This window comes from Roseateles toxinivorans, assembly GCF_004362525.1.
Classification (GTDB): domain Bacteria; phylum Pseudomonadota; class Gammaproteobacteria; order Burkholderiales; family Burkholderiaceae_C; genus Paucibacter; species Paucibacter toxinivorans.
Genome location: NZ_SNXS01000002.1, coordinates 239872 through 252233, shown reverse-complemented (window position 1 = coordinate 252233; position 12362 = coordinate 239872). Strand labels below are relative to the sequence as shown.

Below are 12362 nucleotides of genomic sequence, written 5' to 3'. Positions count from 1 at the left end.
GAGAAACCGATGGGGTCTCAGCTTTTGCTGGTACTGCTCGGTGCCCTCATCGGCGTGATGCTGACCTTGGCCTGGCTCCGGCTGCGCCACCGCCGCCAGCCGCCACGCCACGATGTCATCGACTCAGAAAGCGGCTACACCAGTTCGCTGCCGGACGGTGATCAGGGCCGTTTGGCCAAGGCCTTCCGCAAGGTCGTGGCTCAGGTCAAACAACAGGGGCAGGCAGGTTCATCGGAGTCTCGGCACCTGCTGGAGCAACTGCAGGCCACCCTGGATCTGGCGCCGGTGGGCATTGTCTTCACACGCAAGCACCGTTTCGAGCTGGTCAGCCAGCACTTTGCACAAATGCTGGGTCGTGATGCACAGAGCCTGCGAGGTCAGCACACCATCATCAGCTATGCCACGCCGCAGGACTTCGACGATCTGGTCGAACGGGCCCGCGCGGTGTTTGCCGATGCCTCGGGCAGCTTCGACGGCCATGCCCGTATGGCGCGACTGGACGGCAGCGTGTTCTGGGGCCGCCTGCGCGGCCGCGCCGTCGTGCCTGGCCATATGGAGGCGGGCACCCTGTGGATCATCGAAGACGTGACGCAGGAGCGCGAGAAGCAGGAGAGCCTGTCCTGGCTGGCCGGCCACGACCCGCTCACTGGCCTGTGCAACCGCGGTCTGTTTGAGTCGCAGTTGCAGCGCGCCCATGAGCAGGCGCTGAAGCAGCCTTTTTGCGCGCTGTTCATTGATCTGGACTACTTCAAGCGCGTCAATGACTCGGGTGGCCATGCGGCTGGTGACCGCCTGCTGACCGAGCTGGCCATGTTGCTGATGAGCCATGTGCGCCAGAACGACCTGGTCGCCCGTCTGGGCGGTGACGAATTCGCCGTGCTGCTGGCGCAATGCCCGCTGGAGCGCGCACTGCAGATTGCCGAGGCGATTCGCCGCGAGATCGAGGGTTTTCGGCTGCAGTGGGAGGGTCTGTCGCTGGGTGTGGGGGCAAGCATAGGCGTGATCCGCCATGCCGGGCAGTACGAAAGCGCGGCCGGCCTGCTTCGCGCCGCGGATGCCGCCTGTTATGCCGCCAAAGGCGGCGGACGCAATCGCGTGGTTGTCGGTGGGCTGCCCGGCACCAAGGGGCAGGCCCGCACCTCCAATACGCTGTAGTCGCGAAACAATGCCCGCAACAGGGCATGTGCAGAGCCACCAGGTGATGAAGGCTGTGGCATTCTTGTCGCATTCCGCCATTCGAGCCCGACCGAACAGGAGAGTGTGTGCCACCTAGCCCCCTTCTCAGGCTGATGAGTTTGAGCCGCACGCTGAGCTTCAGGGTGGTGGCCGCCAGCCTTGTGAGCGCGGTGTTGGCCACCGTCGGCATGACCTGGTGGAGTGCGTCGGTGATGCAGAGCCAGGCCACGCGCGCGCTGCTGCACTCCAGCGCGGCCGAGGTTGAGGCCGTGGCCAATCTGTTGTCCTCGCGGATCGAGGTGATGCACACCGTGCTGTCGGGTGCGGTTCCGGATCGAGGCGAAGCCTGGATGGCCGATCCGCAAGCCATGCAGTCCCATCTTGACCGGCAGGCCAGCCTGCTGAGCCTGTTCGATTGGGTGTTCCTGGGCGATCTGGCGGGCCAGCTGGCCTTGTTGTCCGGGGCCAGGCCCTTGCCCGATGCGACCAAACAGGCCCAGATCGATGTGCCTGCCTGGAGCACGGAAGTGCCGAAGGAGACGGCCGCGGTGGCGCGGCTGGTCCATCTGCTCAAGGGCAATGCGCCGGCGATCGTGTTGACCGTGCCGGTCCGTGGTGAGCAGGGTCAGCTGCTGGGCATGCTGGGCGGCGTGATTGCCCTGCAGTCGCCTCAGATGGGCAGCTTTCGCCGGGTGATCGAGCAGGACATGGAGCAATCCGGTACGCGTACGCTGCTGGTGGCCGATGACGGCACGATCGTGTTCCACCCCGACAGCCGCCGCGTGCTCGGCAGCGCGGCGCTGGAGCCCAATCTGCAGGCGGCATTTGCGAGCTGGGTGGACAACGGCCGCACGGTCCATGCCGAAGGCGTGGCCAGCCTGGCCGATGACGGCCTGGTGGCCATGGCCGGCATGCCTGCAAGCCAATGGATGGTGATGCGCTGGCTCGACGTGGATCAGGCCTTCCAGCCGCTGCGGCGCAGCGTCAGCGTGGTCTGGGGGGCGGGCGTGGTAGTGGCGCTGCTGATGGGCAGCCTGGCCGGGGCAGGGGTGTGGTTGTCTACCCGCTCGGTGCGCCGGCTGCAGTCCCAGGCCGAGGGTCTGCTGTTGCAGCCCGAGGGCATGATGGGCCGTGACTGGCTGGAGGAAGACAGTGAGATCGGCCGCCTGGCGCGCGCCTTTCGCGAAGTGGTGGAGCAGCGCGAGCAGCGCGGTGCTGAAACACGTCATCTGCTCGACCAGTTGCGCGCCATGCTCGACCTGGCACCGGTGGGCATCGCGTTCGCCCGCAGCGGCCGCATCGAGCTGATCAGCGAGCACCTGGCGCGCCTGCTGGGGCGGTCGGTGCAAAGCCTGGTTGGTGAGCCGATCGACGCGATCCAGATCATGAGCGAGGACCGTGCGGGCCTGGTCGAGAGCGTGCGCCTGAGTTTTGCGGATTCTGGCTACTTTGACGGCAATGCCCGCTTCATGCGGCCCGATGGCAGCGAGTTCCATGGCCGCATGCGCGCCCGTGAGGTGGTCAAGGGTGACTTCCAGGCCGGCACGATCTGGATCATCGAGGACGTCACGGCCGAGCTGGAGGCCCAGAAGCAGCTGTCCTGGCAGGCCGGCCATGATCCACTCACCGGGCTGAGCAACCGCTTGGTCTTCGAGCAGGAACTGAAACTGGCCTTTGAGGCGCCCAGGACGGTGGAAGAGCCCTCGTTCTGCGCCCTGTTCCTCGATCTGGACCGCTTCAAGCAGGTCAATGACAGCGCCGGCCATGCCGCCGGCGACAAGCTGCTATGTGATCTGGCCCTGCTGATGGTGGCGCAGGTAAGGCAGAACGATATGGTCGCTCGGCTGGGCGGCGACGAGTTTGCCGTGCTGCTGCCGTTCTGCCCGCTGAACCGCGCCCTGGACATTGCCGAGGCGATACGCCGCGAGATCGAGGCCTACCGCCTGGTCTGGGACGGTCAGACCCTGGGCGTGGGCGCCAGTATCGGCGTGATCAGCAGCAACGGCGCGTATGAGAGCACCGAGGCCTTGATGCGCGCCGCCGACGCGGCCTGCTATGTGGCCAAGCACGGCGGCCGCAACCGTGTGGTGGTGGGCGATGCGGCGGTAGTGAGCAGCGCCCAGGCGGTCGAACTCGACGAAGCCTGAGTCATCAGCTACGAACGATTGGCGTCCGAGTTGCCCGGCCCGCCGCCGACGCTGCGCAAGTCCTGAGCCACCCGGCCGCCCTGCAGCACGATCACACGCTGGGCCGCCGCAATCGTTTCCGGCCGGTGGGCGACGATCACCCGGGTCAGCGCCAGCTGGCGTATCGCCTGGTTGACCTGACGCTCCTTGTCGACGTCGAGCGCGCTGGTGGCCTCGTCGAGGAACAGGATCTGCGGGCGCTTGTACAACGCTCGGGCGAGCAGCAGGCGCTGCTTCTGACCGCCGGAAATGCTGCTGCCCATGTCCCCGATCAGACTCATATAGGCCATGGGCATGGCCTCGATCTCGTCGTGCACGCAAGCCATACGGGCGCATTCCGCAATCCATGCCTGGTCGGCGTCCGGGTCGAAGAAGCTGATGTTGTCGGCGATCGAGCCGGCGAACAGCTGGTCGTCCTGCATCACGGTGCCGAACATGGCGCGCCAGCGTCGCTGGCCCAGCCGAGCCAACGGTACGCCCCCGATCCTCACCTCACCCGCCTGGGCCTGCTGCATGCCAATCATCAGCTTCAGCAGCGTGGTCTTGCCACAGCCCGAGGGCCCGACGATGGCCACCGACTCACCGGGCTCGATCACCAGCTTGCAATGCGAGATCACCTCGGGCTCGGCATCCGAGTAGCGAAAGCTCAGATCGTCCAGTTCCAGCCGAGGCGACAGGGCCTGTTGGGACGCGCTGCCCTCGGCATTGGGCTCCGGCGCCGTCAGCACAATATCGGCCAGGCGCTCGCCCTGCAGGCGCAGCATGGACAGCTCGATCACCTTGTCGATCAGCCCGCTGATGCGCAGCGCGAACAGCTCCTTGTAGGCCAGGAAGGCGAACAGCATGCCCACCGAGAAGCGCGCGTCCATCACCAAGAGGGCACCCAGCCAGATGATGGCAATGCGCTCGACGCCGAACAGCAGCTTGTTCAGCACGCTGGCCAGCAGATCCAGCTTGCGGGTGGCGATGTCGGCATTCATGCTGTCGACGACCAGGTTCATGAAGCGCGAGCGCCGGTCGGCCTCGGCATTGAACAGCTTGATCGCCTGCACGCCGCGCAGCGACTCCAGAAAATGGCTGGAGCGCTTGGCCTCGTGGACCAGGGCCTCCTCGGTGGCGGCCCGCAGCGGCGCGAAGAAGGCCCAGCGCAGCAGCGCATAGGCGGCAACGGCCGACAGCGCCACGGCCGTCAGCATGCCGCTATAGACCCACATCATCGCCAGCGTGACAACCACCATCAGCCCATCCAGCACCGCCTCGACAAAGCTGGTCGTCAGGGTTTTCTGGATCTGCTGCACGGTGGTGAAGCGCGACCAGATGTCGCCGGCATGGCGCTTCTCGAACCAGTCCAGCGGCAGGCGCAGCAGATGGGCGAATACATTCGACAGCCACTGCAGATTCAAGGTTGCCGACAGCACCAGCACCGCCCAGGAGCGCAGCGCGCCGGTCGCCACCTGCAGCAGTACCAGCAGGCCGAAGCCCAGGCCCAGGGTGACCAGCAGATCGCGATCGGCGCTGACCAGCACCCCATCGACCACCCATTGCAGGAAGAAGGGCGCCAGCAGGGTGAAGACCTCCAGTGCCAGCGCCAGCGCGATGATCTGCAGCACCGAGCGTTTGAGGCCGGTGACCTTGCCCAGCAGCTGGCGCAGGCTGAACTGCTGGCGCTGCTTGCCGGGCGCAAAGCCCTCGGTGGGCGTCAGCTCCAGAACCACGCCGGTGAAATGGCGCGACAGCTCGCTCAGCTTGAATTCGCGCCGTCCATGGGCCGGATCGTGGATCACGGCGAGCTGGCCGCGCAGTGAGGTCAGCACGACGAAGTGATTCATGTCCCAGTGCAGCACGCAGGGCAGTTGTAGCTGGGCCAGATGCTCTGGCTCGGCACGCAGCGCGCGCGGGCTCAGGTTCAGCTGTTCGGCCAGGCGCACCAGGGCAATCATCGTTGCGCCCTTGAGGGACAGCGAGAAGCGCTTGCGCAGCGTCGGCAGATCGGTCTGCAGGCCGTGGTGGGACAGGACCATGGCGATGCAGGCCAAGCCGCACTCGGCGCCCTCGGTCTGCAGGATGACGGGGGTACGCCTGGTGCCGCGGCGCCAGGCGAGATTCAGTCCCCCGAAGAGGCCTTCAGACACGACGGGCCACGCTCAGCAGGGGTTCGAAGATCCACTCGATCAGCCGGCGGCGCTCCAGCAGCACATCGGCGTCGAGCTGCATGCCCACGGCCAGCGCCTGGTCCTGGCCATGGGCGGCGACGGCCTGGCGGTCCAGTCTGACGGTGATGCGGTACAGCGGCTCGCTACGTGAGCCCGAGGCCAGCGCCAAGGGCAGGGCGCTCAGCTCGGCTGCGGCCAGCGGTGTGCGCGAGACCTCCACGATCTGGCCGGTCTGATGGCCGAATTTTTGATAGGGGAAGGCCTGGTAGCGCAGCTGCACCGCCTGCGCCGGCCGCAAGAAGCCGACCGCGCTGGACGGCGCATACAGGTGCGCCAGCAGCTGCGCCTGGGCCGGTACCAGGTTGGCCAGGGCCAGGCCGGCGGTCACCATCTGGCCCGGCTCGGCCTGCAGGGCGGTGACCACGCCGTCCTCGGCAGCGCGCAGCACGACGCGACGTTTAGCCTCGGTCTCTGCGCCCTGCTGGGCCAGTGCGGCCAGGGCACGCTCTACCTCGCCTTGCTGCGCCTGCGCTCGCAGTGGCAGTTCGCGGCGCTGCGCGTCCAAGGTCTGCAGGTCGCGGTGCAGCACTTCGATCCGGCCCTTGAGGCCCAGGCGCTGCGATTCCAGTTCCAGCACCTCCTGGTGTTTGATGCGGACCTGGGCGGCCGAAACATAGTTGTCGCGCTTCAGGCCTTCCCAGTCGGCCAGCGTCTGCCGGGCCAGCACCAGACGCTGCTCGCGTACCTTGGCGTCCTCGGCGGCAGCTTCGAGTTCGAGCTGCTTGCCGGCCATGCGTTGTGCGAGATCCTGTTGCTGTTCTTTCAAGAGCAGCCCGTGCTGGCGCGCAGCCAGCTGCAGGCTTTGTTCGCGGGCCCCCAGGCTTTGCTGGATGCTGGCCTGGGTGTCGCCCTGGGCGGTGCTGCTGTCCAGCGACAGCACGAACAGCACATCGCCGCGGCGCACGACCTGACCCTCTGCGACCTCGCGCGACAGGATGGTCGCACCTGCCGGCGGCACCACGCGCAGCAGGCCGCGGTCCGGCACCAGATAGCCGCTGACCCGCGCTTTGCGCGTGTACTCGCCCCAAAAGAGATAGGCGCCCACCAGGACGGCGGCGCCAACGGCAAAGGAAGTGAGAACGGAAAGCGACAAAGGCCGGACCAGCGTGATGCTGCCCAGCCAGTTCTGGCGTTGGCCGTTGATGGCTTCAGGTCTGAACAGTGAGGCCATTTGAGGGCGAGACTACCGGTACAACGTCGCTGGCTGTATCAGCCATTTCCCTGAGCATTGAGTCGATCGGTGAGACAAGGTCCGGCGCCGGGCCCTCATCCCCGATCTGTGGACATTACCAGCCTTTGACAGGCGTTGAGACTGATCCGTCGCCACCGCTGACAGCCTTCAGTTGCTGCAGATCCAGTTCGATCGGTTGTTGCTGTGCGTCCTGGAGGGCGGCTTGGTCGAGGGTAGGGGATTGGGCGGTTTGGTTTTGCATGGTCTGCTCCGTGGCGTTTGTGAAGTGCTTTTTGCGTGCACGGAAGCGATTCCATCAGGCGGGGCGCCTTCTGGGTACTGTCAACTCTTACAGTGTGCGCACGAGCGCAAACGCTGCAGGGCGCAGCGCGCTGCGGCCGGCCTCAGCGCAGCAGGCCCAGTCTCAGGGCCTTCAACACCGCCTGGTGCTTGGTGGAGCAACCCAGCTTGTGCATCGCGTTCTGCGCGTGCAGCACGGCGGTGCGTTCGCTGATGGCCAGGATCTCGCCGACCTCCCAGGCCGTCTTGCCCTCCATCGTCCACTGCAGGCACTCCAGCTCGCGGGGTGTGAGCTTTGGAGACTCCTGCTGCAGCTGGGTGGGCAGCAGCACGCGCATGGCAGTGTCCAGCGCATGGACGGCAAACAATTGCAAATCGGCGACCAGCCGCGTCAGCTCTGTCGAGTCTCGCGGCAGCGCTTGATCGCGGTCAACACCTAACATGAAGTGCTTGCCTTCGGGCAGGTGCAGGGCCATGCAGATGCCGGTACGAAAGCCGTAGCGCGCCTGGCTCTCCCACAGATCACCCAGGCCGGCAGCGGTATAAGTGTTCTGGTCCCAGACGATGGGCACGCTCTGGCGCTTGCAGTGCTGCACCACCGGATCGCGCCGAGCGCGGCTCAGATCGTCGAAGGTGTCCCGGTAGCTGGACGGGCAGTTGTCCACCGCAATGAACTCGGTATTGCCCAAGGTGTGGTCGATGACCGTGACGGCAGAAACGGTATCGAACCCCAGCTGCTGGGTGAAGCGCACCACCTCCGCGCGAAACTCGTCGCGGGTTTTGGCTTCAAGCACCGACAGGTAGCCGCCCTGCAGCATCAAGATCCCTCATGGTTGGGGTGCGCACGACGGGCGGGCGCTGAATCGGTATTTTGGCCTGCCCTGACAGGTTTTACAGATGCCAAGGCAGCCGGGCTTGCGCAAACTGGAGGTCAAGGCCAAGCACTTGCTTAGGCTCATCCACCCCAAACGACTTTACTCAATGACTCCAGCTTGGATTGTGTATGCATGGCCCCGGGTATTGTGTCAGGCCCAGCGTGCGCAAAGATTACAGCTTACACACCAGAGCACGCGCGTGTTGGTTGCGGGCTACGGCGCCCAGCCCTCGATGGGGCAAACCCTGTGGTGCGGCCACTCGGACGAGGGCGAGGCCGGTGTGGCCTGGGACTGGGTGCAGCTGCCCATCGGCATGGTGGCGATGGTCGACCCGATGGCTTTGGTCAGCAATCTGCAGTTCGTCAATCGAGAGGGTCAGGTCTTGGCCCCCATGGAGTCGGTGCGCCGCCTCAACGAGATTGTGCACGGCCTGCCCTGGCAGAGCGAGGTACAGCGGGTGCTGCAGGCGGCTTGAGGTGGGCGCAGGGCGCCCACTTGTTTGAGGTGTCAAGCAAAGACCTGCCTAGCGGGTGGCCGCGGCCCGCAGCGATTTCGCCACGAACCACAGGCATGCCACGGTCAAGGCAACGCACACTGCCAGCGGTGCCAGTATCTGCAGCGCATCCAGCCCTTCGCCCTTGAGCACTCGCGTCATCAGGGTGTTCTGGGCCAGCGCCGGCACCCAGATCTGCCAGGGCGCTTCAACGCCCTGATTGAACAGGGTCACCATGGGCAGGAAGGACACGCCCATGACGACGAAGGTGCTGCTGGCCTGCGCCTCCTTGAATGACTTGCAGCGTATCGCCACCGCCATCAGTACGGCGCTCAACGCGGCGGCCAGCGGCAGCAGCAGCACCAGAAAGGCCCCGGCTTCCTTGGGCCCGTACTGGAACATCGCCTGCAGGCTGTCGCTGCGCAACAGCCACTGGCCGGGCAGAAAACTCAGGCAGCTCAGGGTGGCGATCAGCATGCCCACGCTGGCCACCGCCCCCCATTTGCCGGCCACCAGTGCCCAGCCTTCGGCCGGATTCATCAGCAGCGGCTCCAGCGAGCCGCGCTCGCGCTCGCCGGCGGTGCTGTCCAGTGCCGCGCTCAGCGAGCCCGAGACCACGGCCAGGATGACGAAGAAGGGCAGGATGCCGGTCAGCCGCGCCGCGCGTGTCTGGGTGCTGGCCAGATCGCGCTCCTCCAGCTCCAGCGGCGTCAGCAGATCCAGCGACACGCCGCGCAGCACCAGGCTCAGCGAGGCCCGCTCGCGGCCGAAGGCACGCACCAGGCCTTGCAGCGTGCCAACGCCGCCGCTGGCGCGCTGATTGGCGCTGTCAGATATCAGCTCGAGACTGGGTTGCTCGCCGCGCAGCAGCCTGACCTCGAAATCCTGCGGCACCAACAGCACCGGGTCGCCCCACTGCGCGTTGCGCAGCCGGGCCTCGTAGTCGGCCGGCGCCGGCTTGACCTCATAGCTTTGACGCTCGATGAAGTTGCGCAGGCTGGGGGCGTGTTCGATGCCGACGGCATAGACGATGCGCTGCTCGGCCTTCTCCTCCAGCGAGGCCATCAGAAAGGACAGCGCCACCAACAACACCGGCCCCATCACCACGGCGGACAGCAACACCATCAGCATCGTGCGGCGGTCGCGTAGCGCGTCGATGATCTCCTTGCGATAGACGGCCCCGAACTGGGCCAGCGCGGCTCGGCTCATGGGTGGGATCCCTTTGTCTCTTCGGCAAAGGCCAGCTGCACAAAGGCCTCCTCGAAATCGCTTTGCTCGGTGCGCTGCAGCAGCTCGACCACCGTGCCTTCGGCCACGGTGCGGCCGTGGGCGACGACGACGACCTCGTCGCACAGCCGCTCGACCTCTTGCATGATGTGGCTGGAGAACACGATGCACTTGGCTCCACCCTCGGGCGAGCGCAGATGGCGCAGCGTGTCGCGCAGCGCGCGAGTGGCCAGCACGTCCAGGCCATTGGTTGGCTCGTCGAGAATGATATTGGCCGGGTCGTGGACCAGGGCCCGGGCCAGTGCCGTCTTCATCCGCTCGCCCTGGCTGAAGCCTTCGGTGCGGCGGCCGAGCAGCTTGCCCATGTCCAGCAGCTCGCCCAGGGCCTCAGCCCGTTCGTGGGCCTGCTCGCGGGTCATGCCTTGCAGCAGGCCGTAATAGACGATGTTCTCGCGGGCGCTGAGGCGGGGGTAGAGGCCGCGCGCATCGCTGAGCACGCCCATGCGGGCCAGCGCGGCGCTGGTCTGGGTCGTGACATCGAAGCCGTCGACCTGGATGCTGCCGGCATCGGGCGTGATCAGCCCGGCGATCATGCGCAAGGTCGTTGTCTTGCCGGCGCCGTTGGGGCCCAAGAGGCCGGTGATGCGACCATCGGGCGCGGCAAAGCTCAGCTGCTCCACGGCCTGAACCACGCGGGCTGGCTTGCGTTGCCACCATCCACCGCCTGCCTGGCGGAACTGCTTGCTCAGGCCTTGAACGGCAATCATGGGCGAGCCTCCGGGCCCAGGCCGACGGGCTGAAACGCTGGCGGACGGGGGATCTTGCTCACGCAGGCGGCGTCCAGCGCCAGCGCGTCCTTTTCCTCGGCGGCGATGAAGCGGAACACCAGCTCGCGAGCGCAGCCCTGGCCCATCACGCCATGCCCGGCATTCGGCACCGTCAGATGCCGTGCCTTGGCGCCCAAGGTCTTGGCGACACGCTCGCCATGGCGAGGCGGCGTGGCCGGATCGGCGCCACCGCTGAGCAGCAGCACCGGGGCGGTTGAGGGCTTGACTTGATAGAACTCGGCCGGCACCCTGCCACGCGGCCAGTCCTTGCAGATGCGGGTGTAGGCCTCGGCGAACTGTGTGCCGAAGTCTTTGCCCGCCGGGTCGCTCGCCTGGGCCAGGCGGGGCAGGTCTTCGGCGCAGACCACCGAGAAATGCATGCCCATCGCCAGCTTGGCCGAGCGGCCCGAGCCCAGCAGACCGGACAGGCCCACCAGGGCCTCGAAGCGGCCCTGGCGCGCATCGGCGATCGCCTGGGGCAGGGCGCTGGCGTAGCTGGGCATGTAGAGCGGGCCGCGCACCGCGCCGAGCACGGCGTCGCGGGTCAAGGTCAGCCGTTCGGGCTGGCCGGTCAGCGGATGGTTCAGTGTCACCGCCTTCGGCAGACCGGCCAGCAGGGCGGCCCAGTCCCGGCGCAGCTGCGGATGGCGCAGCCGGCAGTCCGCTGCGGCTTCGCAGGCGTCGAAGACCTGTTCCAGCGCCGCCTGGCTGTCGGTCGAGAAGCTGGCCGGCAAGACCATGTCCGGCGGGGCCACGCCGTCAAGTATCACGCGCCGCACTTGCTGCGGGAACTGACGCAGATACTCCAGCGCGGCCCGTGTGCCGTAGGACGCGCCGATCAGATTGATCTGTTCGGCGCCGAGCTGGAGTCGCACCGCGTCCAGGTCCTGCATCGCGATCGTCGTCGTGTACTGGCGCAGGTCGCCGTGCGGCAGCTTCATCAGCGCCTCGCGGCACTGCTGCATGCGCGTCTCCTGCGCGGCACCGTCCAGGCTCTGGGCCAGCGATTGACGGCGGTCCTCATCGCAGTTCAGCGGAGCCGAGCGACCGGTGCCGCGCTGATCGACGAACACCAGGTCGCGGCGATTGCCGAGGCGCCCCAGCAGCGGCATCACCTGGCCGGCCAGGGCGATGGCGCTCTGGCCCGGGCCGCCGGCGAGCAGGAACACCGGGTCGGGCAGCTTGCGCCGTGCCAGGGCCGGCACGACCACATAGTGCAGGCTGATCTTTGTGCCCTCGGGCCGGGCTGGCTCCAGCGGGCGGCTCAGCTGGCCGCACAGCGCCTCGTTCTTCAGGCCGTCCACGCGGCAGGGCGTCAGCGGCGTCTGAGCCAGCGCCGGCGCCGCCAGGCCCAGCGCCACGGCCAGGGTCAGGCCTTGGATCGGCGTCATTTGGCCGCTCAGGCCGCGGGCGCGTCGCGCCGCCCGAACATGCCCCAGCCCTCCATGCTCAGCACCTGTTCGCCGTGCTGATTGAACACGGCCCAGCTGGAGCGAATCAGACCGATCTGGGGCCGGCTCTTGCTCTCGCGAGCTTCCAGCACCGTCATGCGCACGCGCAGCGTGTCGCCGGGGCGCACCGGGCGCAGCCAGCGCAGATTGTCGATGCCGGGCGAGCCCTGGCTGGTCGAGTTGAGCAGATAGTCGTCGCACATCATGCGCATCACCATCGCGCAGGTGTGCCAGCCGCTGGCCGACAGACCGCCCAGTACCGAGGCCTCGGCGGCGGCCTCGTCCAGGTGCAGGGGCTGGGGGTCGTAGGCGGCGGCGAACTGCAGGATCTCGTCCTTGCCGACGGTGCGGCCGCCGAACTCCCTGACCTGGCCAACCTGGAAGTCCTCAAAAGCCATCTTCATGCGCGAACATCCTGGTGATTGGGTCGCGCCGACTGTAGC

At 66.9% G+C, this 12362-nt stretch carries 11 protein-coding genes; 3 read left to right on the top strand and 8 right to left on the bottom strand.

What is annotated here, in order from left to right; genetic code table 11:
* The first annotated feature begins 9 nt into the window (after positions 1–9).
* Complete coding sequence (locus tag DES47_RS06825) at positions 10–1155, top strand: GGDEF domain-containing protein (protein WP_133699934.1); 1146 nt, start codon at positions 10–12, stop codon at positions 1153–1155.
* A 134-nt stretch (positions 1156–1289) separates the two neighbouring features.
* Positions 1290–3323: a sensor domain-containing diguanylate cyclase gene (locus tag DES47_RS06820; RefSeq protein ID WP_133699933.1), complete on the top strand. Its 2034-nt coding sequence runs from the start codon at positions 1290–1292 to the stop codon at positions 3321–3323.
* Positions 3324–3331: 8 nt separating this feature from the next.
* Here DES47_RS06820 and DES47_RS06815 read toward each other — a convergent pair whose 3' ends face one another.
* The 4 genes from DES47_RS06815 to DES47_RS06805 all read right to left on the bottom strand — a co-directional run bounded on the left by DES47_RS06815 (position 3332) and on the right by DES47_RS06805 (position 7864).
* Positions 3332–5494 (bottom strand): peptidase domain-containing ABC transporter, encoded by a 2163-nt coding sequence (locus DES47_RS06815; RefSeq protein ID WP_243748199.1) that lies wholly within the window; start codon positions 5492–5494, stop codon positions 3332–3334.
* Entirely contained in the window at positions 5487–6746 is a 1260-nt protein-coding gene (locus tag DES47_RS06810; protein WP_133699932.1) for an HlyD family secretion protein, read from the bottom strand. The genes DES47_RS06815 and DES47_RS06810 overlap by 8 nt, the downstream gene beginning before the upstream one ends.
* Before the next feature lie 115 nt (positions 6747–6861).
* Complete coding sequence (locus DES47_RS28650; protein WP_166651886.1) at positions 6862–7008, bottom strand: hypothetical protein; 147 nt, start codon at positions 7006–7008, stop codon at positions 6862–6864.
* A gap of 142 nt (positions 7009–7150) precedes the next feature.
* The gene (locus tag DES47_RS06805; RefSeq protein ID WP_133700769.1) at positions 7151–7864 is read right to left on the bottom strand and encodes an autoinducer binding domain-containing protein; all 714 of its coding nucleotides are present in this window, start codon (positions 7862–7864) and stop codon (positions 7151–7153) included.
* 256 nt (positions 7865–8120) lie between these two features.
* Between DES47_RS06805 and DES47_RS06800 the strand changes: the two genes are divergently transcribed.
* Positions 8121–8396: a hypothetical protein gene (locus tag DES47_RS06800; protein WP_133699931.1), complete on the top strand. Its 276-nt coding sequence runs from the start codon at positions 8121–8123 to the stop codon at positions 8394–8396.
* 48 nt (positions 8397–8444) lie between these two features.
* Here the strand turns inward: DES47_RS06800 and DES47_RS06795 are convergent, their stop codons facing one another.
* From DES47_RS06795 to DES47_RS06780, 4 genes are read right to left on the bottom strand one after another with little or no spacing between them, the layout of a single operon-like run.
* Positions 8445–9623, bottom strand: a complete 1179-nt coding sequence (locus tag DES47_RS06795; protein ID WP_133699930.1) for an ABC transporter permease — start codon at positions 9621–9623, stop codon at positions 8445–8447.
* The gene (locus DES47_RS06790; protein WP_133699929.1) at positions 9620–10408 is read right to left on the bottom strand and encodes an ABC transporter ATP-binding protein; all 789 of its coding nucleotides are present in this window, start codon (positions 10406–10408) and stop codon (positions 9620–9622) included. Before DES47_RS06790 ends, DES47_RS06795 begins: the two co-directional genes overlap by 4 nt.
* Positions 10405–11859, bottom strand: a complete 1455-nt coding sequence (locus tag DES47_RS06785) for an alpha/beta hydrolase (RefSeq protein WP_133699928.1) — start codon at positions 11857–11859, stop codon at positions 10405–10407. Before DES47_RS06785 ends, DES47_RS06790 begins: the two co-directional genes overlap by 4 nt.
* An 8-nt stretch (positions 11860–11867) precedes the next feature.
* On the bottom strand, positions 11868–12323 hold the full coding sequence (locus DES47_RS06780; RefSeq protein ID WP_243748198.1) for a MaoC family dehydratase: 456 nt from the start codon (positions 12321–12323) through the stop codon (positions 11868–11870).
* Positions 12324–12362 lie beyond the last annotated feature (39 nt).